Source organism: Streptomyces sp. AA1529 (assembly GCF_000280905.1).
Lineage (GTDB): Bacteria > Actinomycetota > Actinomycetes > Streptomycetales > Streptomycetaceae > Streptomyces.
Genome location: NZ_ALAP01000074.1, coordinates 1 through 24,837, shown reverse-complemented (window position 1 = coordinate 24,837; position 24,837 = coordinate 1). Strand labels below are relative to the sequence as shown.

Below are 24,837 nucleotides of genomic sequence, written 5' to 3'. Positions count from 1 at the left end.
CGTGAGGCTCGTCGCCCGCGTGCACGCGGCACCGCCGGAGCACAACGCGGGCGCCGAGCACATGCTCATCAGCATGCTGCGCCCGCTGGTGGAGCGCGGCCACGAGGTGGAGGTGTGGCTGTCCCGGTACGGGAAGGCCCATGAGGTCTACGAGTATCGGGGCATCCGCATCGTGCCGCTGGAGGCCCGCTTGGACTTCGCTTCGGCGGTGCGCAGGGCGGATGTGCTGGTGTCGCATCTGGAGTGCGTGCCATCGACGGCGTCTCTGGCCCGCGGCTACGGCAAGCCGATGGTGGTGATCTGCCACAACACGCACAGGACGACGTTCCGGGATGCGGCGGCGGGGCAGACGGCGCTGGCGGTGTACAACAGCCGCTGGATGGAGGCCGAGGCGGAGCTGTTCTTCGCCGAGTATCCGAAGTCGATCCGGCCGTCGGAGTCCATCATCGTGCGGCCTCCGGTGTTCGCCGCCGAGTACAAGGCGAAGCCGGGCGGGGCGGTGACGCTCATCAACTGCTGTGAAGCCAAGGGCGGCAGCGTGCTGAAGCGGCTGGCGGAGCGGATGCCGAAGCAGCAGTTCCTCGCGGTCCGCGGCGCCTACGGCGAGCAGGTCGACTACGACGGCCTCGACAACGTCGAAGTCGTGCCGCAGGTGCCGGGGGAGGACATGGCGCAGCAGGTGTATGCCCGCACGCGGGTGCTGCTGATGCCGTCCTCGTATGAGTCGTGGGGCCGGGCCGGCTGTGAGGCGCTCGCTTCCGGGATTCCGGTGGTGGCGCATCCGACGCCGGGGCTGTGCGAGTCGCTGGGCGAGGCCGGGATTTTCGTCGACCGCAACGACCCGGATGGCTACGAGGCGGTACTGCGGCGGCTGCTGGGCGATCCGGCCGAGTACCGGCTGGCGGCGAAGCGGGCCCGTGCCCGGTCCCGGGAGCTGGATCCGGCGGCCGAGCTGGCGGACTGGTGCGACACCGTCGAGGCCCTCGCCTGAGAGGAGACCCTGATGGCGTACACGGTGCCGTCTGCGGAGGATCTGGCCCTGTATCTGGGTCTCGACGAGATTCAGGGGGCTCGGGCGGATCTGCTGCTGCAGCAGGCCACGAACTTGTGTCTGTCGGTGGTGACGCCGCTGCCGGACGGTGCGAAGGCTGTGGTGTTGTCGGCTTCAGCCCGCGCGTATGTGAACCCGCAGCAGGTGTCCTACGAGACGATCGGTCCGATGTCGGTGCAGCGCCCGCAGGGGTCCGGCGGCCTGTACCTGACGAAGGCCGACAAGTCCGCCTTGAAGTCGATGGCGGGCCGGGGTGGGGCGTTCACGGTCGATCCGACGCCGGACACCGCGGACCCGTCGCCGACGTATCCGATCGACGACTCCTACGGGCCGGGCCTGGAGTACGAGCCTGGCTGGGGCTGGGTCTGATGCCCGCCCCGTACCCGTATGGGGAGACGGTGGTGCGTCTGCGGCGCGGGGAGTCGCCGGGCCGGGATCCGCGGGGTCAGCCGATTCCGGGGCCGCTGGTGGAGACAACCATGCCGGGCTGTGTGGTGACGCCGCGGGCGGAGACGCCTGCGGTGGGTGGCCCGGAGCAGACGGGCCGGGACACAGTCATCGTCGGCTACACGGTCTACACGCCGCCCGGGAGCGATGTGCTGACGACGGACCAGTTCCGTATCCGCGGGGAGGTGTGCGAGGTGACCGGGCAGCCGGGCGACTGGGGCCGCAACCCGTTCACCGGCACCGCGGGGCCGGTGCAGTTCGCTGCCGACCGGGTCACTGGCTAGGAGGTGCGCATGGCTGCGAAGTTCAAGATGTCCCGTAAGGGTGTCGGGGAGCTGCTGCGTAGCCGCATGGTGGAGGTGGAGATGCTGCGCCGCGCCGACGTCATCAAGGACGCGGCGGCCGGCATCTCGCCGGTGGGTACGGCGGCGTGGGATCCGCATCCGGGCCTGTACAAGGCGTCGTGGCATTCGACGAGTACGCGCCGCGGCGGACGCCGCAAGGACCGTGCGGTGGCCACCGTGTGGAACTCGGCGCCGTATGCCCGGTGGGTGGAGTACGGCACCGAACGAGTTCACGCCCATCATGTGCTGCTGCGGGCGGCGCAGGCGGGTGGCCGGTGATGGCGGCGGTCGGGTCGGTGGATGTCGAGCTGGAGCTGATCGGCTGGCTGCAGGAGCGCCTCGGCGACGGCGTCGTGGTGCGCGACGAACTCGACAACAGCCTCCTGGACGAGTTGCCGGCGGTGCAGGTGCAGCGGCTTCCGGCTGGTGGTGATGACGGGTTCCGGCTGGACCGGGCGCTCGTCGACGTCGACGTGTATGCCGCCACCCGCGGTGAGGCGATCGCCTTGTCTGCGACGATCCGCGGGGCGCTCCTCGGTGAGCTGCGGGGCAGCATGACCAGCAACGCCACGTGGGGGCGAATCTCCTCGGATCCGCCGCCCGCGATCCGCCCTTACGAGAACACGGCCCTGCGCAGGTGTGGGGCCACGTATCAGATGTTCGTTCACCCGGTCTCCTGACCGGCCAGGCCCGCGCCGGACCTGTAACCCAACCCCGCCCGTGTGCGGGGTTTTCGCATGTTGGGAGACCCCCTGATGGTCAACATCACTCGCGCTGCGGACTTGTCAGCGATCGGTGCGAACGGAGGTGGATGGACGGCGCCTGTCGGAACCACCTCCCCTGGCGATCCGCTGATCCAACCGACGGGGCTGTGGCAGCCCATCGGCGGCATCTCGGAGGACGGCCTGACGCAGGGCTTCGACGAGGACTCGGAGGAGTACACCCCCTGGGGCTACACGTCGCCGTGGCGCACGACCATCACCAAGTCCGTCCGCACGTTCGGCCTGACGGCGTGGGAGACCAGCCGGACAACGGTCAAGTCCATCCAGTACCGGATCGCCGAGGCGGATCTGGCGCCCGACGAGGACGGGCTGACGACCTACGCGGAGACCGCGTCGCCGCTGCCGGACCGCCGCGCCTGGTGGTTCATCGTCATCGACGGCAACGTCATGCAGGGGTTCTACGTGCCCGAGGGCGAGGTGTCGGAGCGCTCGGACGTGAACCACAAGCAGGACGAGACGGCCGGCTACGAGTGGACGATCACCGCCTATCCCGACACGGAGGGCAACACCGTCTACCACGCGGACCGTCTGCCTGCGACGCCCGAGTACACCGGGTCCTGACGGGCCCCATGACTGGTGGCGGGCCGCCCTCTGGCGCGGGCCCGGCCCGCCACCTTCCCTTTGGCCCGCGCCCGGAAGAGAGAGGCCCGCGCTATGCCCACGACGAAGAAGGAACTCGACGAAGCCGCCCGCGCGCAGGAGGCGGAGGCCGAGCAGGAGAACGACCCCTACGTGCCGGTGCCCCTCGCCGGCTATGACGGCGTCACCAAGGACGTCCGGGCTCTCCCGGCCGGCCGCTGGCGCGCGAGTGCGTTCCGCGCCCTGAACTCTGGCGACATGGACGCGTTCATGGCGCTCGTCCTCCACGAGGACGACGTCGAGGTGTACGAGGAACTCGACCCGGACATGGACGCGATCGGCCGGTTCGCGGAGGCCGCGGCCCGTGCCGGGGGTGAGGACCTGGGGAAATCCGGTGGGCCGTCTCGGTCTGGCAGGAGCACCCGGAGGCGGTAAGAGCTGATCTCATCGACCGGCACTACGACATCACCGACGTGTTGGCCGGCCGTCGGACGTGGGCGTGGCTGCGGGTGCTGATTCAGCATCTGCCGCCGGAGTCGCACACGATGACCGCCATCCGCAACTCGTTGTCTGACGTCGAGCTGGATGAGCAGGCGGACCTGGGCGAGCCGGAGAAGGGCCGCTGGTCGCAGGCCGAGCAGTTGCTGGCGCTGTTGGCGGACCGGGTGGCGCAGCTCCAGTACACGCTGATCTGCGTCAACACGGAGAAGAAGAGCCAGCGGCCGGATCAGCCCGAGCCGATCCGACGCCCGGGGGCCAAGCCCCGCAAGAAGAAGACGGCGCCCATGTCGGACGCTGCTGCCGAGCGGTTGTTCCAGCTCATCAACGGAGGCGCCGCATAGCGCCGCTGCGAGAGGGGGTCCTCTCGTGGCGATCAGCGTTGGCTCTGTCGAAGTCGATGTCATCCCCAACACGCGGGGGATCTACAACCACCTCAAGTCGGCTCTGGTGCCTGCCGCGGCAAAGGCCGGAGAGGACGCGGGCAAGGCGGCCGGCCGCAGCTTCGGGCCGGCGATGCAGTCCGAGGTGGGGCAGGTCGGCCTGCAGATCGGGCAGCAGATCGGCGCGCAGATCGCCGCCCGCATCACCGCCGAGATCCGCGGTGCGCTGCGGGACGGTGTCACCCAGGGCGGGCGGACTGCCCGCCCGGCGGCGGCGAAGCAGGGCGAGCAGGCGGGCGGGGCGTTCGCGAGGAGCGCCCGCGCCCGCATCGAGGCCGCGTTCCGGTCGCTGCCCGACGTCACCGTCGGCGCTGACACGTCCGAGGCGGACTCCGACCTGCAGGCCCTGCGCGCCCGCATGGAGACGCTGGCAGGCAAGAGGATCGGTGTCGATATCGACACGGGCGAGGCCCGCACCGAAATCACAGAGCTGGAGGACCAACTGCGGCGGCTGGGTGCCGCCCACCCCAACCCGACTGTGCGGGCCGACACGGCCGCGGCGCGGGCGCAGCTCGCCGAGGTGCGTGCAGAGCTGGACCGGATCTCGGCGGACCGCACCACGATCCGCCTGGAGACGGACGGCACGTTCGGGCAGCGGATTCGTGCCGCGGTGCAGCAGGCAGAGTCGTCCCTCCCCAACATCAACATCGGGGCGGACACCACCCCCGCACAGGGCGAGATCGCCAGCCTGCGGGCCCAGCTGACGGCGCTGCGGGACGTGCGGGTCGGCATCGATATCGACGCGGCCACCGCCCAGGCGAAAATCACCGAACTGCAGGGCCGGCTGGAGCGGCTTTCCGCCTCGGACGCGGACGTGGCGGTGCGGGTGGACGCGGCTGCTGCCGCGACGCAGCTCGCCGCCGTGCAGGCCATGGTGAACCGTCTCGACGGTCAGACGGCGCGGGTGCGGGTGGACACGTCCGCCGCGGTGCGGGCCCTCATTCAACTGTCGATCGCGGTGGGTGGCGTCGCTGTCCTGCCCGCGGTGCCTGCCCTGGCGGCGGGCCTCGGCGCGGTCACCGCGGCGGCCACCGTCGCGGCGGCCGGTGTGGGTGCTCTGGCCGCGGTCGCGGTCCCCGCGGTGAAGGACATTGCCGGTGCGCTGCAGGCGCAGAAGGCGGCGCAGGAGGCGGCGTCGCGGGCGACCGCGTCCGGCGGTCAGGCGTCTGCGCAGGCGGCCCGGCATGCCCTGACGCAGGCGAGCGCCCAGCAAGCGCTGGCTGCGGCGGAGCGGAACGGTGCCCGGCAGATCGCGCAGGCTCAGCGGCAGGTGCGTCAGGCCCGGCAGGCTGCCGCGGCTGCGGCGGCGACCGCGGCGCAGCGGCAGGAGGCGGCTGCCCGTGCGGTGCAGAACGCGGAGCGGGCATTGTCGTCGGCTCAGCGGGATGCCAGGCAGGCACAGCAGGATCTGACGGATGCGCGCCGAGAGGCCGCCCGCGAACTGGAGGACCTGAACGCCCGGCTCGCTGGGGCACAGCTCTCGCAGCGGGATGCCGCCCTGTCCGTGCGGGAGGCGCAACTGGCCCTGGCTCGCACCAGGAAGGACGCTGGCGCCAGCGACATCGACCGTGCCCGCGCGCAGCTCGCCTACGACCAGGCGGTGCAACGGCTCAGGGACCAGACGGTCGAGACGAAGCGGCTGAAGGCGGAGACCGCGGCGGCGAACAAGGCGGGTGTCGCCGGGTCGGACACGGTGCGGTCGGCTCAGCAGCGGTTGGCGTCGGCGCAGCAGCAGGTGGCCGACCGGTCGCGTGCGGTGCGGGACGCGCAGGTGGAGGCGGCCCGCGCGCAGACGCAGGCGGCGCGGGATGTGGCTGCCGCGCAGGAGCGGGTGGGTGAGGCCACCCGGAATGTGGCGGTGGCGCAGCAGTCGGCTGCGGATGCGGTGTCGAGTGCGCAGCGGCAGATCCGGTCGGCGGAGTTGTCGGCGGCGGGTGGCGCGGATCAGGCTGCTGCGGCGCAGGCGAAGTATCGGGCGGCGTTGGCGAAGATGACGCCGGCGACGCGGGGAACGTTCAACGCGTTCGTGTCGCTGCGGAAGGCGTTCACCGCCTGGTCGCGGAGCCTGCAGCCCGCCGTGATGCCGATCTTCACGCGGGCCCTGAACGGGATGAAGAACAGCCTGCCGGGCCTGACGCCGCTGGTGCTGGCGGCGGCCCGCGGCATCAAGACACTCCAGGACCGGGTGTCGGTCGGCTTCAAGAGCCCGTGGTGGAAGAGCTTCAAGACGGACGTGCAGGGCAGTGTCGAGCCTGCAGTCGTCAGCCTCGGCGTCAGCTTTGGCCGGATCTTCAAGGGCATGGCCGGGATCGTCCAAGCCTTTCTGCCGCACATGGATTCCATCTCCGAGCGGATGGAGTCGATCACCGGCCGGTTCGCGAACTGGGGCACCGGCCTGAAGGGCTCGCCTGAGTTCGAGCGGTTCCTGGACTACGCGGCGAAGTTCGGTCCGAAATTGGCCTCGACCTTGGGTGACCTGGGGCGGGCGTTCCTCGACGTGTCGCAGGCGCTGATCCCTCTGCAGGGCCCGGTCCTCGATGTGCTGGGCGCGCTGGCCCGGGGTATCGCGTCGATCGCAACGACCCTGCCGTGGCTGATCCAGCTCATGTACGCGGCGTTGATCGTGACCCGACTGTGGACGATCGGCCTGATCATCTTCAACGCGGTGATGAATGCCAACCCCATCACACTGATCATCATTGGGATCATCGCGCTCGTCGCGATCGTCATCTACGCCTACAAGCACTGGGGCTGGTTCCGGACCGCGGTGCAGGCGGCGTGGGAGGGCATCAAGACCGCGGCCCTGTGGGCGTGGAACGTGGTACTGAAGCCGGTGTTCAACGCTCTGGTCGTCGCGATCCGCTGGGTCGCGAAGATCGCCGTGTGGCTGTGGCACAACGTGCTGAGCCCGGTGTTCCACGGGATCGCCGTGGTGGTCACCTGGTGGTGGCAGAACATCGTGCGCCGCTACTTCGGGCTGGTGCGGGGTGCGTTCCGCCTGGTGGCGAAGGTCGCAACGTGGCTGTGGCGGAACGTGCTGTCGCCGGTGTTCCGCGGCATCGGGAAGGTCATCTCCTGGTGGTGGCAGAACGTCGTCAAGCGCTACTTCGGCTTCGTGAAGTCGGCGATCCGCACGATGGCGGGCGTCTTCAAGTGGCTGTGGAAGAACATCATCAAGCCTGTCTGGTCGGGCATCCGGACGGCGATCCGCGTCGCCTGGGAGAAGGGCATCCGGCCGGCGTTCAACGCCATCAAGTCCGCCGTCGGGAAGGTGGCGGACAGCTTCCGGAAGGCGAAGGACGCGCTGGGCAAATCCTGGGCGAAGATCAAGAGCCTGACGAAGAAGCCCATCAAATGGGTGATCGACTTCGTGTACAACAGGGGGATCCGCGGCCTGTGGAACACGGCCGCGAAGGTCCTGCCGATCAAGAAGCTGCCGGTGTTCAAGTTCGCCACCGGCGGCGCTGTCCACGGCCCGGGTACGGCGACGTCCGACAGCATCCCCGCACGGCTGTCCCGCGGCGAGCACGTGTGGACCGCGAAGGAAGTGCAGGGAGCTGGCGGGCACGGTGCCGTCGAGGGGCTTCGGGCTGCGGCCCGCGGGGGAGCGGGCCAGAGCGGTCCGGCTCCCGCGGCCGGAGGTGTGCCCGGGTTCGCTTTCGGTGGCGCGGTCGACTGGTTCAAGGGGGCAGGCGAGCGGCTCGCCGGGGGTGCGCGTGCGGTCGCCGGGTCGGTCTCCAAGGGCCTGGGCAAGCTGAAGGACGCGGCCCTGGGCGGCGTGTACAAGGCCGCGTCGGCGGCGGCGAAGCCGATCCGGTCGCTGATCAACAAGGTGCCGGGAGGCACCAAGGGCTGGGGCAGCTTGGCCAAGGCCGTTCCTACCGGGCTCCTCAACGAGGCGCTGTCCGCCATCAAGGGGTCGGAGACCTCGGAGCTGGGCGGCCAAGGTGTTGCCCGCGCGTTGAAGTGGGCGCGCTCGCAGGCCGGGAAGCCGTACCAGTGGGGCGGCGCGGGCAACCCGAGCTGGGACTGCTCCGGGTTCATGTCCGGCATCCAGAAGGTCATCCAGGGCAAGAGCCCGAAGGGGCGGCTCTGGTCGACGTTCTCGTTCCAGGGGAAGCACGCCCCCGCGGGCTGGAAATACCACGCCAAGAGCCCCTTCCAGGTCGGCATCACGAACAAGGGCAAGGGCCACACGGCCGGCACGCTGGCGGGCACCCACGTGGAGTCCCGCGGCGGTGACGGCGTCGTCGTCGGTTCCCGCGCCCGCGGCTACAACAGTCCGCTGTTCGGGAGCAACTGGTACGGCTTTCTGCCGGCTCGGGGCGGTGGCAGCGTCAAGGGCTCTGCGGGCGCCAAGTCGGCGGCCCGGCAGATGCTCGGCGAGTACGGCTGGTCGCAGAAGCAGTGGCCACCGCTCGACAAGCTGTGGACCAAGGAGTCCGGCTGGCGCTGGAACGCCCGCAATCCCTCATCGGGGGCCTACGGCATTCCGCAGGCTCTCCCGGCGAGCAAGATGCGGTCGGCTGGGGCGGACTGGAAGACGAACGCGCTCACGCAGATCAAGTGGGGTCTGAAGTACATCAAGGGCCGCTACGGGAGCCCCTCGAAGGCGTGGGGTCATTCGGTGCGGACCAACTGGTACGACAGCGGCGGCTACCTCGAACCGGGCCTGAACCTGGCCTACAACGGCACCGGGCGGCCGGAGCCCGTACTGACGACGCAGCAGCTCGCAGCGCTGTCGGGTGCGGCTGTGCGCGGGTCGGACGGCGGCAGCCTCGGCGACCTCCAGGTGCAGGTGTTCGTCGGCGATCGGGAGATCACGGATATCGCGCGGGCTGAGGTGCGGCGTGGCAATGGCGAGTTGTTGACGGCGCTGGGTGCGCGGGCGGGGAGGTGACATGGCGATCCCGGGGAATCTCCTCAGTGCGACGACGGAGATGGTGGATCCGAACACGTCCGGCTGGGCGGCGAAGGCGAACTGTTCGCTGTCGCTGGCGTCGGGTGGGCGGAATGGTGACGGCTGCCTGAAGCTGACCAGCGTCGCGGCGGGGGAGATGCAGGCGCGCACGTTCTCGAGCGTGCCGGTGGAGTCGGGGAGTTTGTATTGGACGTTCGCGGACGCGTCGTCGTCGGCTCAGCCGGAGCGGATCGGTATCCGCTGGCTGGACGCGGCGGGTGCCGAGGTGTCGGTGACGTGGTCGTTGACGACGGCGTCGGCCTCGGCGTCGTGGCATCGGGTGTCGGTGGCCGGGGTCGCCCCGTCGGGCGCCGTGCGGGCGCAGGTGCTGCTGTCGTCGACCGTTGCTGGGGCGGGGGTGGTGCACTACTGGGAGAACGTGTACCTCGGCCTGCCGATCCGCTACCCCGGCAACCTGCTCAGCTTCAATGCGGAGGCGGGCGGGGAGGTCGACGCATCAGCGTGGGCGGCAGAGTCGAACGCGACTGTCACCCGGATCGCGCCGGCGGCGAGCTGGTCGTCGACGTTCTACAACGCGGGCGGCGAGCAGATCGCGGTGACCGCCACAGCGGCGGGTGATGCGAGCGGCGAGTGCGTGGAACGGCCGCCGGTCACCGTGGGAACGGAGTATGTGGCGTTCGCCTACCTGGGGCCCGCCACCACCGGGTCGGCGACGTGGGTGGAGCTGCGGTTCTACGACGAGACGGACACGGTGCTGGCGTCGCACCGGTCGACGCTGGCGCCGCCGGGTACGGGCATGTACCGGCAGCTCACCTCCGGGGTAGCCCCGGTGGGCGCGGTCGCCGCGAGCCTGGCGGTCGGTATCACCGGAGCCGGCGCCGGGGAGGTGCTGCGGACTGAGGGTGCGTTCCTCTGCGCGGTGGGCGCGGTACCGAACCCCGCGATCCGCACCGGCAACCTCCTCACCTGGGCGGACTGGGACTTCGAGGAGGGCGTCGGATCGTGGACCGTGGCCTCCGGGCCGGCCACCATCGCGCGCAGCAGCCCGTGGGGTGCGGAGCACGTTTTCGACTACTACGCGCTCACCGTGTCGTCGGCTACGGCGGCGGCCAGTGTCCTGCGCTCCGGGATCTATCCGGGTGTGACGGCGGGTGACAACTGGCGGGCCGAGACCTGGTTCAAGGTGGGCGCGGGTGGGTGGCAGATCGCTATCGCTGTCCGCTGGTACGACGCGACCGACACGTACCTGTCCAGCAGTGCGCCGATCACTTTCGATGCGCCGACGCCCGGCTGGTGGCTCCTCATCGACGATGCTGTCGCCCCGGCCGGCGCCACCCAGGGCCAGGTGGAGGTCACACTCACCGCGACGTCGGGCAGCAGCGTCATGCAGCTCGACCGGCCCGCCCTGTGGCAGACCCTGCCGCGGGAAGAGGTGGCTGCTTTCGACGAGCAGGCGATGGTGCAGCTCGTCCTGCGGGAGCTGACCGTCGGCCAGCTGATGACGGTGTGGCGGGTCACGCCCGACGGCGGCCGGACCCTGGTGCGCGGCCCGGAGGGGCTGTACGACGGCTATTCGATCCCGGCGGATTCGCTGGTCATCGAGGACTATGAGGCGCCGCTGGGTGTGCCGGTGTACTACTCGGTCGAGACGATGAACCCCGATGGCTCCAGCCACGGGCACAAGATCACAGATGCGGTGACGCTCGACCCGGGCGACCCGAACTACGCCTGGCTGAGCGACCCCGCGAGACCGGGTGTGGGTCTGCAGGTGGCGGTCAAGAGCGCGCCGGAGTGGCAGCAGGCGATCGAGCAGACCGTGTACCGGGTGCGGGGCCGGGCGACGCCGGTGGTGCTGTCGGACGTGCGGCAGTCCCGCGAGGGCAGCCTCGTGTGCTGGACGCGCACCGACCAGGAGCGGGACGCACTCCGCTTCCTCCTGTCGACCGGGAACGTTCTGTTGTGGCGGTGCGCGCCCGGCATGGGCGAACCCGACGTGTACGTGGCGGTGGGCGAGGTGCAGTACCCGCGGATCGTGACGTATGCCCGCGAGGAGTGGCGCGAGTGGACGCTGCCGCTGACCGAGGTGGACATGCCCACCGGCGGGCAGGTCGGCTCGGCGTCGTGGACCGTGTACGACGTGGTCCTCGAGTACGACAGCGGCTACGACGTCCTCGACCGCTACGAGACGGTTTTCGACCTCACTGTCGACAGGAGGTCGTGACGTGTATCCGCCTCCGTCCAGCCGGTTCCTGCCGACGCTGGTGGAGGCCCACACCCCCGTCACCGTCGTCCAGCTCCACCGCGCGGACGGCAGCGTTGTGGAACTGGAGCACACCGCCGGCAGTGTGACGGTGGACCGGTCGCAGGCTGTGCGCCGCACCGCCACCGTGTCCGGCGCCGACACCAGCCTCATCCCCAGAACCCCAAGCGAGCAGTTGGCCATCTACGGGTCGCGGCTGCGTATCGAGCGGGGCATCCGCTACGGCAACGGCCAGGTGGAGACGGTGCCCGTCTTCTACGGGCGCGTGGATGCCGTGGACGGCGACCCCGACTACGGGCCCGTCGACATCAAAGCCAGCGGCCTCGAGGCGGTGGTGGCGGACGACAAGTTCGTGGCGGCCTACTCCACGCGCGGCGGCGTCACCGCTGTCACCGCCATCCGGGGCCTCATCCAGGAGTCCATCCCCGGCGCCGTCGTCACCAGCTACGCCACCGATCAGGTCATCGGGGTGCGCACGTGGGATGCGGAGGGCGACCGGTGGGCGGCGGTGCAGGAGTGCGCCACCGCCATCGGAGCCGAGGTGTATGCGGACGCGGACGGGCAGTTCGTCATCGCCGAGCTGCCGGACATGCTGGTCGCGCCGATCTCGTGGCAGGTGGATGCGGGGGAGCGGGGTGCGCTCGTCTCGGCGTCCCGCGGATACAACCGGGACGGCATGTACAACTGGGTGACGGCTCGCGGGGAGAACACGGAGGAGGACACGCCGCCAGTCGAGGCGACGGCCGCCGACGAGGACCCGACGTCGCCCACCTACGTGTACGGCAGCTTCGGCAGGGTGCCCACGTTCTACTCGTCGGCGACGTTGACGACGACGACCCTCGCCCAGGCCGCAGCCAACAAGCTCCTGCGCGACTCGCTGAAGCCCAACGCCACCGCGGACCTGTCCAGCGTGCCGAACCCGTGCTTGGAGCCGGGCGACGTCCTCCGCGTCACCTACGCCAGCGGAGACCGCGACCTCCTACAGGTCGAGTCCTTCTCCCTCGACCTGGTGGGCGGGGACTTCACCGTGCAGTGCATCGGCGGACGGGAGGACTCGTGACCGGGATCAGCCCCCAGCAACTCGCCGCCGGTATCCGCGGCGCCGCCGTCGAAGCCGGCCAGACCGCGCCCGTGGTCCGCGGCGCCGACTGGCGACTCGCAACCGTCACCACCGTCAACAGCGACGGCACCGTCGACTGCGACGAGATCCGCGCCCGCCGACTGCCCAGCTACCCGGCCCCGCAGGCGGGGGACGTCATCGTCGTCACCCGCTCCAGCTCCGGCAACTGGGCTGCGCTCGGCCGGCTGGAGAGCAGCGGCGCCGGCTGGACCAGCCTCACGCTCGCATCCGGCTACGTGTGGCCGGGCCACGGCTACAGCCCCGCCTACCTGGTGCAAGGCCGCCAGGTGACGTTCCGGGGCCGGGTCGGCCCGTCCTCCGGGACCATCGCCAACGGGGCGACCATCGCGACGATCCCTACCGCGATCCGCCCGCCGGCCGGTGTGGAGGCCGGGTTCGGGGTGGCCCGGGACTCCACCATCAACCCGGCCGTGGTCCGCGCGGAGATCACCGACGCGGGCATTCTGCGGATCTACGAGACGACGAGTCAGCCCTCCTGGATCGCGCTCGACGGCATCACCTACTGGACCATCTAGGAGGCCCCGTGCCCACCGACGACTACGGCCAGGGCGTGCCCTGGCTGGAGAACAGCGACAAGCCCGATTTGAGGGCCGGAACGAAGGGGCTGGCCGACGCCCTCACCCCGCGGTCGATGATGCGGTTCTCGACGGCTGCCGAACGCAACGCCACCATCCTCTCGCCGGTCGCGGGCATGGTCGCGTGGCTCGACACCGAGAAGCTGTTCACCGGCTACGACGGCGCCGCCTGGGTGGTCCTCGCCGCGGGCTCCTCGCAGTGGACGACGATCTCCCTGGCGTCCGGGTACGCGCACGACGGCAACAGCAACGGAACCGTGCAGTACCGGCTGGTCAACTTCTTCGGGGAGATCTCCCTGATGTTCCGGGGCGGGGTCGGCATCACCTACTCCAGCGGCAACCCGCCCAACAGCTCGCAGATCAACGCCACGGCGCTGCCCGTCAACGCCCGGCCGTCGACCAAGCGCACCATCACCTGCGCCTGCAGCGTGGTCGACACGACCCTGTCCAGCGTGAAGCTCGACATCAACCCGGAGGGCACGCTCGTCCTCATCGGGATCGGCTCCTCGTCGGAGAACCCGCCCTGGGTGTCGCTCAACGGCACGTTCTGCTCCCTCTGACCAGCCTTTTTGCGCGGTCGCGCAAGAAGTCGCCACTCTCTCAGCCCCGCCGCGTCGGGGCCTTTCTCATGTCTGGAGGCCCCATGGCCAAGACCGGTCCTCAGAAGTACCCGGGCGCATCGACCGCCTACTGGTACCAGTCCCGGTACGGCGGCAACTCGATGGAGACCAACGTCATCGTCTGGCACTCCACCGAGGGGACCAGCCTGCCCTCCTACGGGGGCGGCGGATCAGCGCCGAACCTCACCGCCAAGCCCGACTTCAAGAACAAGCGCATCGTCTGGTACCAGCACTTCGACTTCGACACCTCCGCCCGCGCCCTCGTCAACCGGGCCGGCGGGGTGGAGACCAACACCCTCAACGTGTGCCAGGTCGAGGTCGTCGGCACCTGCGACCCGGGCACCCACGCGAAGTGGACCAAGGCCGGGTACGCGCACCTGTACATGCCGGACCTGCCCAACTGGGCCATCCGCGACCTCGGCGAGTTCGCCGAGTGGGCGCACGACAAGCACGGCGTCCCCCTCAGCAGCGACGTGACGTTCAAGGCGTACCCCAGCAGCTACGGCGCCAACGGCGTCCGCATGAGCTACGCGAAGTGGAACAACTACCGCGGCCACTGCGGACACCAGCACGTGCCCGAGAACGCACACGGCGACCCGGGGAACTTCCCGATGGCTGCCATCCTCACCGCCGCCAAGGGCGGCTCCACCGACACCACCGAACGGGAGATCGAGAACATGGACAAGAAGGACGCCTACCACCTGTTCTGGACCGGCGACTACGCCCCCGCCCCGTCGACCAGCTCGACGAAGGAAACGAACCCGAACTGGATGCCGGTCAGCGTGCTGGTCGGCAACTACGAGCAGACGTCCCGGGCGCGCGACGACATCGCCGACCTCGCCAAGCAGGTCGCCGAGCTCACCAAGCAGGTCGCGGAGCTGGCGAAGAAGGTCAGCTAACCCGCAACCGGAACCCCGGATCACCATTTCTTCTCTGAGAAGGATTCTCCGCTATGAGCGATAGCCCCACCCTGCTGAAGACCGCCCGCACCTACGCCGTCGACCTGCTCGAGCGGGTCCTCGCCACGTTCGTCGTCGCCGCGGCCGGTGTCGCACTCGCCGCCGGCCCGGGCGACATGTTCTCCGCCAGCTTCTGGGAGACCGTCGCCGCGGCCGGGATCGCCGCCGCCGCATCCCTCGTCAAGGGACTCGTCGCCAAGCTGGTCGGCAACACGCAGTCGGCCAGCACCGCGCCGAGGGTCTGATGGTGTGCCGCGCGGCCCGACGACTCAAGCAGCACCTGGGCCGCCGCGGCGCGTTCCTCCTCATCCTCGGCGTCGGCAAGGTCTGCTGGGGCGCGGGGTTCATCGCCGCCACCCCTACCAGCAGCAGCGGCCTCGGAGTCCTGACCCGGCTGTGTTCGCTGAGCCACTGGGGCTGGCTGTGGGTCGCCGCCGGCTGCATCATGATCTGCTCGTCGCTCGTCCGTATCGGCCGAGACAAGTTCGGCTTCGTTGTTGCCCTCGTTCCCCCCACCGTGTGGGCACTCGCCTACGCCGTCGCCGCGATCCGCGGTGACTATCCCCGCGGCGCCTGGGTCGCGGTCTGGTATCTCACCTCCCATGTGGGGGTCATCCTGTGGGCCGCGTCGGTGCCCGAGCATTCGGTCCCCCGCCATCGCCGCGGCCGGAGAGGCACGGCGCCATGACAGTAGGGGAGTGGGCGGCACTGATCGCCGCCGCGGGCAGCGTGTTGGGGGGTGGGGGCTGGTTCGTGGCGCGGGCCACCGTCCGTGCTGCCGAAGCCACCGCACGCGCCAACGAGGCCGCGGCGAGGGCGCAGGCCGAGCCGGAGCAGCGGCGCGCCGACCTGGAGGCGTTCAAGACGATCCGCGATGACCTGCAGGCGGAGGTGCAGAGCCTGCGGCAGGAGACGACGCGGCTGCGGTCCATCGTCAGGGCGTTCGCCAGCTATGTGGGCGAGCTGACGATGCAGATGCGCACCGCGGGTGTGGACCCGGTGTCGCCGCCGGATCTGGTCGACGAGTACAACCGAACTGGAGTGTGACCATGCCGTTGCAGTCGCCGGGGCCGACGCCGGCTCCGGATCCGGGTGGCGCGGATCTCGGTAGCCAGGTGGATATGGGGTGGGTGGAGCCGCCGCCCGAACCGTCCCCGGAGCCGCCACCGCCGCCGAGTACGAACCCGTTCCTCGAACCCGCACCGCCGCCGCCGGACGAGGCGGCATGACAACGCCCCGCCGCCCATCACGGGCGGCGGGGCGCTTCGTCATGTGCGGCTACGATGCGGGTAGCCGCCCCGGTACTAGACCTACCGGGGCGGCACCCGTCAACGGCGGATGATGGTGAGGCAGTCGGGGCACCAGCGCTCGCCCGGCTTGTCGAGCTTCAGCGACACCTCGCGCTTCCCGCTCGACATGACGATGCCGTCTTCGTCGCTGCACGCGATCCCCTGGAACGTGGCGTCCGGGTCCGGGCCGACCGGCTTGTGCCAGACCAACTCCTTCGTGACACCACCGGGCCCCTTGATGCGCTCTGACACTGCAAGCATGGTCAGTCCTCCTTGGCGTTGACGATGGCGCTGATGCGGTCGAGCTTCTCCTGCGCCGACAGGGCGCCGAGGTTGCCCTCGGCGAGTCCGTCGAGGATGCGGCGCACGTTGACCCGCTCTGGGTACAGCACCGCGTCGAGGACGGCGGCGCGGGTGGAGCCGTCCCGCACGTACACCCACACCCCCTGTTCCTTGCGCGGCACGGTGTTGCAGCGCGAGTCGAGCGTCTCCCGGGGGAAGTAGCCGAGGTCGGTCTCGGCGAGTTCGTCGGCGATCTCGGTGAGGACGCCGGAACCGAGCTTCCGGTAGCCCAGCTCCTCGCGGAGCGCGCCGAGCGTGACGCGTGTGAGGCCGCCCTCGGCGGTGCACTGCTTGTGGATACCTGCAAGATCAGACATGCCCCCACCTTCGACAGGATGTGATGGAAGCCAGTGCATCACATGGCTATGGGCTACACAAGATGTATGGCGTGACCCGATGTGATGCAGGTTGAGTCGAACACCGCTGTGTGCACACTCGGTTGACGCCGCCTCACCCCCGATAACATGCAGTATCGCGGGCCCCGCTCCATCGGAGTGGGGCCCTTCGTCGTTGCGGAATGGCGCCTCAACTTTCCCCGCATGGCGGGCGTTACCAGCGGTAGCCCCGTATAATTTCCCTTATACGGGCCAACCTAGGAGGAGCAATGGCAGCACGATTCCGCATGGACGACTCGGACATCCGCTGGTGCGGCGTCGACGACGACACCCCACCCGGCCACTGCACTGCGATCGGGCTCGACGGCATGGGCAGCAAGTGGCTGTGGCTGTTCCGGGGCGACTCTCCGTCGGACGAAGCTTTCGTCGGGTCGGTTCAGATTCCTGACCGAGCAGGGAAAGTTCCTTGCGCCTACGGTCGCAACGGCGGCTACGCCGGACTCGCGGCCGACACCAAGGCGTCGCTCGCCAAGCTCGCCGCAAGGGCAACCGCGTGACCGACGAGCCCGAGGAGGTGGTTGACGCCGAGCTGGTGGACGACGGCCACCTCCCCGCCCCGCTGCCCGCCACCGCGCCCGCCCGGCCGGTGGTGGATCAGCACACCATCCTCGCCCCCGGCGACCCCCTCCCCACCGAAGCCGACCAACCCACCTACACCGAGCGGGATATCCGCGTCTCCGAGCGCACCGCCAAGCGGCTCGCCGAGAAGTCCAAGCCCCGCAACACTTCCCGCACCTACAAGAGCCAGCGCGACATGTTCGCCCGCTGGTGCGCCGACGAGGGGCGAGTCCACCGTCCCTGCACAACCGCCACGTTCGTCGAGTACGTCGCTCACCTCATCGACAGCGGACGATCCCCGAACGCCATCTCCGTCGCCATGTCCGCCATCCGCACCTGGATGCCCGACGACAAGAAACCCGGCACCCAAGAAGCACGCGGCATGCTCAACGAGTACAAGAAGGAATGGGCCCGCCGCGTCGGCGTGAAGAAAGCACCCGCCATCACCGACCAGATGCTCCGCGCCATGGTGCAGACGTGCGACGAACAGCACCCCATCGGCATCCGCGACCGAGCCGTACTCCTCCTCGGCCGCGGCGCACTCAACCGCCGCATCGAACTCGCCGACCTCACCATCGGCAACGTGACGGTAGAGACCGACGGCGTCGCCCTCTGGTTCACGGCTTCCAAAACCGACCAGGAAGCCAAAGGCGAGGAGACGTTCATCCCCGCCTGGGCCGACCCGCAACTCGACCCCGTCCGCGCCACCCGCACCTGGCTCGACGTCCTCCACCAGCTCGACGTCCACGACGGCGCGTTCATCCGAGCCCTCACCCGCGAAGGCCGACTCCAGTCCCGCACCACCGCGACCGAACGAGGCGACCACGTCACCGGCGACGCCATCAACGACTGGGTACGAGGGCGCGCACGGCAAGCCGGCATCACCGGCTGGGAAAAGATCACCGCCCACGGGCTACGACGCGGAGGCGCCCAGGCCATCGCCGACGCAGGGGGAGACCCCACAGCGCAAGGCCGATGGAAGGCAGGCAGCGCCGTGGTCAAGCGGGAGTACCTCGACCGGGCACAGTCCCGCGCCGAGAACCCGTGGCTCAAGCTCGCACGCCGCACCGAACCAGACAACTGACCATCCCGCCTACAGCCTCGCCGCGAAACTCGCCGCCAGACTCAACACCGAAGAGGAGAAGTGACCATGCCCGTGAAGAAGCCGTCGAAGCCATGGCTCGTGAAGTGTGTGACGCCTGGTGGGCCGGTCGAGACGAAGCACCGCTCGTGCCCGGAGGCATACCGAGCCGTGACCGCCGAGAAGGACCGCATCGCGAACGGTGACAGCCGCACCCAGCACATCACTGTCAACCAGTGGAACACCGAACTCGGCTACTGGGACCTGTATGAGCGCGTGTACCCCGAGCGCTGACACCGCCCGCGTGGTGCCCCCACACCGAAGAAGAGGAGAAGTGAATGAGCGAAGCTCCGCCGAGTGAGCGAGAGAAGGAACTGGCGTCTCTCGCGGTCAACGCGGCCAACGCGTTGCGCGACGAGAAGCGTCACTACGAGATCGCCTGCCAGGACAACGCCCGGCTGCGTGAGGAGCTGCGGAAGGCGAAGCGTGCTGTCGAGCGGGTGCAGCGCAGGCTCGACGCCTGGGAACAGAAGCTCCCGGAGAATGTGCGAAGAGACACGATCATCGAGGTGCTACGGGGTGACCTGGGCGAGGTTGCCTGATCCAGCGCACGAGACGGTGCCCCCGGTATCCGAACTACCGGGGGCACCGTCGTGTGACCCTACCCGCTGCCAGGCGCCCATTCGTAGGCTCCGCCGCCGCGCCATTCGATGAGCTGCGGGTCGTCGAGGCGCACATGCGACCGTTCCAGCCCGACGGTCTCCAGCATGTCCAACACGTCCATGACGTTGTGGGCGGTGCCGAGGATACGGCCGCGGGCCACCACCCGCCGGCCACCCTCACCATCCGGAGCATGCACCACCACCGGAGCCATACACCCACCCTGCGACACAGTGCCGGGGCCCGCATCCCGAGCCCCCGCCGCTTGTCACCCGGCCCTGTCACACTGGGTGCATCACATCCATCATGCTGGCTGCATGTGGACGGACGGCCCCGCTACAGCGCAGCGGGGCCGGACCCGTAGAGGAGGCCCCGTGACCTACCGCCCGTACCCCAGCCGGGGCCGCGCTCTGCACCAGATCGGCAGGCACGCCCGACCGCAGACGGTGGCGGCTCAGCAGCCGCTGATTACCGCCCAGGCCGCCGAGCAACTGGCGGCCCGGCTGCGGGCCGCGCTGCCTACTGCGCAGCAGTTCGTGGAGTCCTGGAACGCGCAGGTCCGCGAGAGCATCGCCCGGCGTGGGAGTGTGCGGCCGTGACCGGCGGCCTGGTGGCGTTCCTGCTGGCCCAGTTCGACGAAGAGGCTGAGGAAGCTCACGCGGCTGCGGAGAAGGCCGGCTCCGGGGACTGGCGATTCAAGGACGACGACGACTGCGTGTCCGCCGTCGACACCAACGAACGCGCCGCCACGGACGCACCGACCTACACGCGCGAGCACTGGATGCCACTCGTTACCGAAGCCAGCTCCTACATCGGCGACACAATAGACAACGAGATCGGCCGCTTCATCGCCCGCCACGATCCGGCCCGCGTCCTCGCCGACCTCGACGCCAAGCGGCGCATCCTGCGGTGGCACCTCGACGAAGAGTGCTGCTCCGTCTGCCTGGACGACGTCGAAGGATGCCCGCTGTTCCGCGCCCTCGCCTTGCCCTATGCGTCGCATCCCGACTACCGCGAGGAGTGGCGGCCCTAGCCTGCCTCGGCTGCCCGTGCGGCCTGCTTGAGGTCCTGCTCGGCCGTGTGCCAGCCGTGCTCTCCCGGCAACCCCGACTCTGCGAGGGCGGCGTTCTTCACCGCGGCAGCCTGCCGTACAGCCTCCCGCAGCGGCTCCGCCTCGACCCCCGAGTACGCGTGCAGCTCCGCGTCGGCGGCGAACACCGCCAGCTGCAGGCCGATCAGGTCAGCATGATTCTCGGGGTCGATCACAGAAGCCATACGGCGAGTCTACGGTCGTCTCACGCCGCTGCGGCCAGTTCCCGGCGGACAGCCTCCCGCCACACCGCACGCAGCCGATCCAACTCCGCCAGCGCCTCCGGGGGCCACACCACCCGGCCGGCCACATGGCGACGGATCGCCGCATTCGCCTCCGCAGCCGTGACACACCGGCCGCAGCACACCCCCGTCGTGGTCATGCCGCGAGTCTACGAGCCGGTGCTGCCAGCCGACCCCGGTGCGGGGGTCTGGATGTAGGTGCCCTTCCCCGGCAGCGTTATCGCCAGCCCGCGGTCGCGAAGCTCCTGGACGACGCGGCGGGCGGTGCCGTAGGCGATGCCGTACTCCTCGGCCAGGTCCCGTTCGGCGGGGAGGCGCGCGCCCGGGGGCAGCCTGCCGTCGTCGATGCGGCGCGCGATGTCGTCGGCTACCTGGACGTACACGTAGACCGGCAGGCCGGGGTCAACCCGCCCACCAAGATCATCTCCCATGGTGTCACACCGTAGAGACGCCCCGAGCTGCACAAACCTGTGGGTAGCCGCATGGTGCTGCATAGAGCTGTATGGAGCACGTAGCCTGAATCATCACCACGCACCCGCGTGGTGACCCGCGGCTCCCCCTGGCACCCCCCTTGCGGGGGAGTCGCGGTGAGCCGTGTTGCATGACTCACTCGAACGAGTGATCGATCTTTGTTGCCGACGCCCCTAACGTCGATGATCAGCAGGCGGTCGATCGTCGCGCGCCAGTCCTACCTCCCAAGTGGGCACGCCGACGCATCGGCCGCCTGCGCATGGGAGAGAGTGGGAGACGAATGGGAGACGATCAAGGGGAACGGGTTCGATCAGACTCTAGAAAACTCTAGAAGCCACCAAGTCCCCCGAGGTTCCCGGACCCCCGAAAACCCCCACCTCAGCCCACCGACTCGCCCGCGTGCGGGCTGAGGACACCCGCCGCCATCAGGGCGAAGAGGGCCGCTCCGAGCAGGATCCGGTAGATGACGAACGGCATGAAGCTGCGGGTGGAGATGAAGCGCATGAACCATGCGATGACGCCGTAGGCCACCACGAACGCCAGCGCGGTGGCGAAGAGGGTCGGTCCCCAGGAGACGTGGCCCTTCCCGATGTCCGCCAGTTCGAACAGTCCGGAGGCCAGGACGGCGGGTACGGCCAGCAGGAAGGAGTAGCGGGCCGCGGCCTCGCGGCGGTAGCCCATGAACAGTCCGCCGCTGATGGTGGCGCCGGACCGGGACACTCCGGGCACCAGTGCCAGCGCCTGTGCGCAGCCGTAGAGGAGTCCGTCGCGCACGCTGAGCTGTTCCAGGGACTTCCGCTCCCGTCGTGCCCGGTGGCGGCCCCCCTTGGTGTCGCGGGCCGCCATCCGGTCGGCGATGCCCAGCACGATGCCGAGGCCCACCAGGGTCGACGCGATCAGCCGCAGGTCGCGGAACGGGCCCTCGATCTGGTCCTTGAAGGTCAGTCCCAGCACTCCGATGGGAATGGAGCCGACGACGACCAGCCAGCCCGTCTTCGCGTTGTGGTCGCTGCGGGCCGCCGGGCTGTAGAGGGAGCGGAACCAGGCCGCCAGGATCCGGCCGATGTCCTTCCGGAAGAAGATCAGGACAGCGGTCTCGGTGCCGATCTGGGTGACGGCGGTGAAGGCCGCGCCGGGGTCCTGCCATCCCGCGAAGGCGGCGACCAGCCGCAGATGGGCACTGGAGGAGATGGGGAGGAACTCGGTCAGCCCCTGGACGAGTCCGAGGACGAAGGATTCAAACCAAGACATCTGCTGCGGAGCTCGTCCCTGGGGTAGTCGGGGTCACGGGTGGGGGACCGGTGCCGGAGCGGCGGCGGGGGCGCGGGCCTCGGGCGGGAGCGCGGATCCGGGAGCCGGGTCCCCGCCCGGAGCGGTGCCCCGCAACTGGGCGCGCTTGCGCCAGGCGATCACACCGCCCGCCAGCCCGGAGAGCGCGATGAAGGCGAACGAGGCCAGGAAGACCGGCGAGGTCGGAGTCGCGGCGCTGCTCCCGGCGATGACGTAGGCCGCGGTGTTGGGCACCGAGCCCAGCGCGGTCGCGCTCAGGAAGGCGAGCCAGCGCATCCGGGAGACGGCCGCACCGTAGTTCGAAGCCGCGAACGGTACGCCCGGCAGCAGTCGGATGATCAGCATGGAGCGGAAGCCGTGCCGGCTCAACTGCCGGTCGGCGGAGGACAGCCAGCGGCCCCGCAGCAGGGTGCGCAGGGCGTCCTGGCCGAGCATCCGGCCCAGCCCGAAGGCGATGCCCGCGCCGATCACCGTGCCGGCCGTCGCCGAGAAGGTTCCCGCCTCCGCGCCGAAGAGGACACCGGCCGCGACGTTGAGCACGGGGCGCGGGACGAAGGCCGCCGTGCACACCCCGTAGGCGGCGCCGAAGAGGGCGACGGCCGCGCCGCCGGCGATCTCGGGGGGCCAGCCCTGGGCGAGCAGGCGCTGGGGCTCGTACAGCAGCATCGTCGTCGCCGCCGCGCACAGCAGTGCGACGAGCAGGGCGAGGCGGGACCATGGCGAGAGCAGCGTCCGGGTGAGACGGCCGGGGAGTCCGTCTGGCTGCGTGGCGGGGACGGGCACGGTGGGAGCGTAACCGACGAATCGGTTCCCCCGCCGTGCGAAGCCGTGCGGAATGCCCGGAAGGCACCTTTCCGCAATGCTGTTCTCCGGGTGGCCATGTCCGCTTCCACCAGGGCCGGAACGGCGCAGCGCGGCGGCAGCCGAAATCCGTTCGACGGGCGGTGGTTGAACGGGCGATGATCTCGGGGTGCCCGGGCTGCCCCTTCTCTGTGCTCCGGCCGCGGCGGCGGCCGCCGCGCGGGCTGCCCTCCTGCCGACGGCGGGCGCGCACGCCCACTCCGTTCCGCCCGGCGGCCGTCCCCGCCGAAGCTGACCCTCCCGGACCGGCCGAGGACCCCACAGGGGAGGGTCGGCCGCTATCGGGGTCCCGACTCGTCCGTACCGGTCCAGGAGGGCACCCATGTCCGGCCCCGGCCACCCGCGCACCGCCCCGTTCCCCGTCCCCCACCTCACCATCGGCACGCTGGGCCATTCCGGGCACGGCAAGACCACACTGGCCGCCGCGCTGGCCGCCCGCCGGCCGGGGGCGGCACTCCGCAGTCCGGATCCGGGCCCGGATCCGGGGCCGGCGGCCACCGTTCGTACGGACGGACATCCGGTGGCACGAGGGCAGCGCTTCCGGCGCTTCCGCTACGCCACCGACACCCGGCACTACACCCTCCTGGACCCGGCCGTGCGCGCGGTGCCCGGCCCCCGTCCGACTCTCGGCAGCGGTCCGTACCCCGGCACCGGTCCGGCCGTCCGGGCGCGTGCGGGCGCCTCCGGGCCCCGCACCGGTCTGGACGGCGCGCTGCTCGTCGTCTCCGTACGCGAGGGCGTGCGTCCGGGAACCGTCGAGCAGCTCGCGCTCGCGCGCCGCGACGGGCTCGCCCATCTGGTCGTCGCCCTCACCATGGCCGAGACGGGCAGCGACGCACTGAGCGGACAGGTCGAGCACCAGGCGCGGGCGCTGCTGGCGGCGCACGGCTTCGCCGGGGAGAACGTCCCGGCCGTCCGGGTCTCCGCCCGCCGCGCGCTCGACGGCGATCCGCGCTGGACGGACTCGATCGAGGCGCTGCTGGACGCCGTCGACACCTATGTGCCGTTGCCGGAGCGCCCGCCCCCGCCCCGGCACCCCGGGACCGGGGTGCGCTGAGGCCGCGGGGGGCCCGCACAATGGAGCGGTGGAGACCGACGCCGACGGGGAGCAGATACCCCGCATCCGAACCGTCGCGGGCGGCACGGCCAAGCTGCTGCCGGACATCGACCGGGGCCGGGCCTGGCTGCTGACGCTGGACGGCGCCCCGCAGTCGTACGTCGACCTCGACGAACCCGGGCATCTGGAGTTCGAGTACGCGCGCCGGGTCGGCCATCTGCTGGATCTCGCCGCGCCGCCCGGAGCGCCGCTGGACGTGCTCCACCTCGGCGGGGGAGCGCTCACCCTGCCCCGCTACCTCGCCGTCACCCGTCCCGGCTCCCGGCAGCGGGTGGCCGAACCGGACGCGGAGCTGACCGCCTTCGTCACCGAGCACCTGCCGCTCCCGGACGCTGCCGACGTCGCGGTGGAGGCGGCCGACGGGCGGGCCGTGCTGGAGTCCTCGCCCTCGGCCGGTGCCGATGTCCTGGTCTCCGACGTGTACGGCGGTTCGCGGATGCCCGCGCACCTGACCACGCTGCCGTACGCGCGCGAGGCGGCGCGGGTGCTGCGGCCCGGCGGCCTGTATGTGGCCAATCTCGCCGACGCCGCGCCGTTCCGCTTCCTCGCCTCCCAACTGGCCACCTTCGCCGCGGTCTTCCCGCAGCTCGCGCTGGTCGCGGAGCCCGCGGTGCTGCGCGGCCGCCGGTTCGGCAACATCCTGCTGCTCGCCTCCCGTGCCGAGCAGCCGCTCGCGGAACTGGCCCGCCGCTGCTCGGCCGACCCGTTCCCGGCGCGGGTCGAGCACGGCCCGGCGCTGGAACGCTTCACGCGGGGTGTGCGCGCGGTCGAGGACGGCGACGCCGTGCCGTCCCCCGAACCGCCGGACGGCGCCTTCAGCC

33 protein-coding genes are annotated in these 24,837 nt (G+C 70.4%); 25 read left to right on the top strand and 8 right to left on the bottom strand.

Translation table 11 applies throughout. The annotated features are described in order from the left end of the window. Position 1: 1 nt before the first annotated feature. The 17 genes from A949_RS0120885 to A949_RS0120805 all read left to right on the top strand — a co-directional run bounded on the left by A949_RS0120885 (position 2) and on the right by A949_RS0120805 (position 15,667). On the top strand, positions 2-991 hold the full coding sequence (locus tag A949_RS0120885) for a glycosyltransferase family 4 protein (RefSeq protein ID WP_019357979.1): 990 nt from the start codon (positions 2-4) through the stop codon (positions 989-991). 12 nt (positions 992-1,003) lie between these two features. Then, complete coding sequence (locus A949_RS0120880) at positions 1,004-1,420, top strand: hypothetical protein (protein ID WP_019357978.1); 417 nt, start codon at positions 1,004-1,006, stop codon at positions 1,418-1,420. Positions 1,421-1,530: 110 nt separating this feature from the next. After that, entirely contained in the window at positions 1,531-1,782 is a 252-nt protein-coding gene (locus A949_RS0120875; protein ID WP_237735874.1) for a hypothetical protein, read from the top strand. 9 nt (positions 1,783-1,791) lie between these two features. After that, on the top strand, positions 1,792-2,121 hold the full coding sequence (locus A949_RS0120870) for an HK97 gp10 family phage protein (RefSeq protein WP_019357976.1): 330 nt from the start codon (positions 1,792-1,794) through the stop codon (positions 2,119-2,121). Then, entirely contained in the window at positions 2,121-2,522 is a 402-nt protein-coding gene (locus A949_RS0120865; protein WP_019357975.1) for a hypothetical protein, read from the top strand. The genes A949_RS0120870 and A949_RS0120865 overlap by 1 nt, the downstream gene beginning before the upstream one ends. Before the next feature lie 57 nt (positions 2,523-2,579). After that, positions 2,580-3,185 carry a phage tail tube protein gene (locus A949_RS0120860; protein WP_237735873.1) on the top strand — a complete coding sequence of 202 codons (606 nt, stop codon included), beginning with the start codon at positions 2,580-2,582 and terminating at the stop codon, positions 3,183-3,185. A 93-nt stretch (positions 3,186-3,278) separates the two neighbouring features. After that, positions 3,279-3,638 carry a hypothetical protein gene (locus A949_RS0120855; protein WP_019357973.1) on the top strand — a complete coding sequence of 120 codons (360 nt, stop codon included), beginning with the start codon at positions 3,279-3,281 and terminating at the stop codon, positions 3,636-3,638. Positions 3,639-3,748: 110 nt separating this feature from the next. Next, a complete protein-coding gene (locus tag A949_RS0120850) occupies positions 3,749-4,045 on the top strand; it encodes a hypothetical protein (RefSeq protein WP_019357972.1) in 297 nt (98 codons plus the stop codon). Between the two features lie 25 nt (positions 4,046-4,070). Further along, complete coding sequence (locus A949_RS0120845) at positions 4,071-9,044, top strand: hypothetical protein (protein ID WP_019357971.1); 4,974 nt, start codon at positions 4,071-4,073, stop codon at positions 9,042-9,044. Between the two features lies 1 nt (position 9,045). Further along, on the top strand, positions 9,046-11,286 hold the full coding sequence (locus A949_RS0120840; protein WP_019357970.1) for a hypothetical protein: 2,241 nt from the start codon (positions 9,046-9,048) through the stop codon (positions 11,284-11,286). Position 11,287: 1 nt separating this feature from the next. Then, positions 11,288-12,385, top strand: a complete 1,098-nt coding sequence (locus tag A949_RS0120835; protein ID WP_019357969.1) for a DUF5047 domain-containing protein — start codon at positions 11,288-11,290, stop codon at positions 12,383-12,385. Beyond that, positions 12,382-12,981, top strand: a complete 600-nt coding sequence (locus tag A949_RS34085) for a hypothetical protein (protein WP_019357968.1) — start codon at positions 12,382-12,384, stop codon at positions 12,979-12,981. The genes A949_RS0120835 and A949_RS34085 overlap by 4 nt, the downstream gene beginning before the upstream one ends. 8 nt (positions 12,982-12,989) lie before the next feature. Beyond that, positions 12,990-13,601 carry a hypothetical protein gene (locus A949_RS0120825; RefSeq protein WP_019357967.1) on the top strand — a complete coding sequence of 204 codons (612 nt, stop codon included), beginning with the start codon at positions 12,990-12,992 and terminating at the stop codon, positions 13,599-13,601. Positions 13,602-13,684: 83 nt separating this feature from the next. Beyond that, positions 13,685-14,560, top strand: coding sequence for a hypothetical protein (locus A949_RS34080; protein WP_019357966.1), 876 nt, complete (start codon positions 13,685-13,687; stop codon positions 14,558-14,560). A 53-nt stretch (positions 14,561-14,613) separates the two neighbouring features. Continuing rightward, complete coding sequence (locus A949_RS0120815) at positions 14,614-14,865, top strand: hypothetical protein (protein WP_019357965.1); 252 nt, start codon at positions 14,614-14,616, stop codon at positions 14,863-14,865. Continuing rightward, a complete protein-coding gene (locus A949_RS0120810) occupies positions 14,865-15,308 on the top strand; it encodes a hypothetical protein (RefSeq protein ID WP_019357964.1) in 444 nt (147 codons plus the stop codon). Before A949_RS0120815 ends, A949_RS0120810 begins: the two co-directional genes overlap by 1 nt. Next, a complete protein-coding gene (locus A949_RS0120805) occupies positions 15,305-15,667 on the top strand; it encodes a hypothetical protein (protein WP_019357963.1) in 363 nt (120 codons plus the stop codon). The genes A949_RS0120810 and A949_RS0120805 overlap by 4 nt, the downstream gene beginning before the upstream one ends. A gap of 281 nt (positions 15,668-15,948) precedes the next feature. On the opposite strand, the gene A949_RS0120800 is transcribed toward A949_RS0120805, so the two are convergent. Together A949_RS0120800 and A949_RS0120795 are read right to left on the bottom strand one after the other, a co-directional pair. After that, entirely contained in the window at positions 15,949-16,170 is a 222-nt protein-coding gene (locus A949_RS0120800; RefSeq protein ID WP_019357962.1) for a hypothetical protein, read from the bottom strand. A 2-nt stretch (positions 16,171-16,172) separates the two neighbouring features. Then, on the bottom strand, positions 16,173-16,568 hold the full coding sequence (locus A949_RS0120795) for a hypothetical protein (protein WP_019357961.1): 396 nt from the start codon (positions 16,566-16,568) through the stop codon (positions 16,173-16,175). 287 nt (positions 16,569-16,855) lie between these two features. Between A949_RS0120795 and A949_RS0120790 the strand changes: the two genes are divergently transcribed. The 4 genes from A949_RS0120790 to A949_RS0120775 all read left to right on the top strand — a co-directional run bounded on the left by A949_RS0120790 (position 16,856) and on the right by A949_RS0120775 (position 18,887). Beyond that, positions 16,856-17,143, top strand: a complete 288-nt coding sequence (locus tag A949_RS0120790; RefSeq protein ID WP_158687613.1) for a hypothetical protein — start codon at positions 16,856-16,858, stop codon at positions 17,141-17,143. Further along, positions 17,140-18,288, top strand: a complete 1,149-nt coding sequence (locus tag A949_RS0120785) for a tyrosine-type recombinase/integrase (RefSeq protein ID WP_019357959.1) — start codon at positions 17,140-17,142, stop codon at positions 18,286-18,288. The genes A949_RS0120790 and A949_RS0120785 overlap by 4 nt, the downstream gene beginning before the upstream one ends. 66 nt (positions 18,289-18,354) lie before the next feature. Then, on the top strand, positions 18,355-18,579 hold the full coding sequence (locus tag A949_RS36695; protein ID WP_078565489.1) for a hypothetical protein: 225 nt from the start codon (positions 18,355-18,357) through the stop codon (positions 18,577-18,579). Positions 18,580-18,623: 44 nt separating this feature from the next. Beyond that, complete coding sequence (locus tag A949_RS0120775; RefSeq protein WP_019357957.1) at positions 18,624-18,887, top strand: hypothetical protein; 264 nt, start codon at positions 18,624-18,626, stop codon at positions 18,885-18,887. Between the two features lie 59 nt (positions 18,888-18,946). Here the strand turns inward: A949_RS0120775 and A949_RS0120770 are convergent, their stop codons facing one another. Next, on the bottom strand, positions 18,947-19,159 hold the full coding sequence (locus tag A949_RS0120770) for a hypothetical protein (RefSeq protein ID WP_026004876.1): 213 nt from the start codon (positions 19,157-19,159) through the stop codon (positions 18,947-18,949). A 160-nt stretch (positions 19,160-19,319) separates the two neighbouring features. Here A949_RS0120770 and A949_RS0120765 point away from each other — a divergent pair, with 160 nt between their 5' ends. Continuing rightward, the gene (locus tag A949_RS0120765) at positions 19,320-19,544 is read left to right on the top strand and encodes a hypothetical protein (protein ID WP_019357955.1); all 225 of its coding nucleotides are present in this window, start codon (positions 19,320-19,322) and stop codon (positions 19,542-19,544) included. Further along, positions 19,541-19,978: a DUF6221 family protein gene (locus A949_RS35655; RefSeq protein WP_019357954.1), complete on the top strand. Its 438-nt coding sequence runs from the start codon at positions 19,541-19,543 to the stop codon at positions 19,976-19,978. Before A949_RS0120765 ends, A949_RS35655 begins: the two co-directional genes overlap by 4 nt. On the opposite strand, the gene A949_RS0120755 is transcribed toward A949_RS35655, so the two are convergent. From A949_RS0120755 to A949_RS0120735, 5 genes are all read right to left on the bottom strand, one after another. Further along, entirely contained in the window at positions 19,975-20,220 is a 246-nt protein-coding gene (locus tag A949_RS0120755) for a hypothetical protein (RefSeq protein WP_037707115.1), read from the bottom strand. The two genes, A949_RS35655 and A949_RS0120755, sit on opposite strands and share 4 nt — an antisense overlap. A gap of 20 nt (positions 20,221-20,240) precedes the next feature. Continuing rightward, complete coding sequence (locus A949_RS38565; protein WP_192817159.1) at positions 20,241-20,417, bottom strand: hypothetical protein; 177 nt, start codon at positions 20,415-20,417, stop codon at positions 20,241-20,243. A gap of 9 nt (positions 20,418-20,426) precedes the next feature. Continuing rightward, positions 20,427-20,708, bottom strand: coding sequence for a winged helix-turn-helix domain-containing protein (locus tag A949_RS0120745; RefSeq protein WP_026004875.1), 282 nt, complete (start codon positions 20,706-20,708; stop codon positions 20,427-20,429). Between the two features lie 418 nt (positions 20,709-21,126). Then, entirely contained in the window at positions 21,127-21,999 is an 873-nt protein-coding gene (locus A949_RS0120740; protein ID WP_019357950.1) for an undecaprenyl-diphosphate phosphatase, read from the bottom strand. Between the two features lie 33 nt (positions 22,000-22,032). Further along, positions 22,033-22,821, bottom strand: a complete 789-nt coding sequence (locus tag A949_RS0120735) for a TVP38/TMEM64 family protein (RefSeq protein ID WP_019357949.1) — start codon at positions 22,819-22,821, stop codon at positions 22,033-22,035. 400 nt (positions 22,822-23,221) lie between these two features. On the opposite strand from A949_RS0120735, the gene A949_RS0120730 reads away from it, so the two are divergent. Beyond that, positions 23,222-23,956: a GTP-binding protein gene (locus A949_RS0120730; RefSeq protein ID WP_019357948.1), complete on the top strand. Its 735-nt coding sequence runs from the start codon at positions 23,222-23,224 to the stop codon at positions 23,954-23,956. Between the two features lie 28 nt (positions 23,957-23,984). Further along, on the top strand, positions 23,985-24,837 hold an 853-nt coding region (locus A949_RS0120725), incomplete at its 3' end, for a spermidine synthase (protein WP_019357947.1).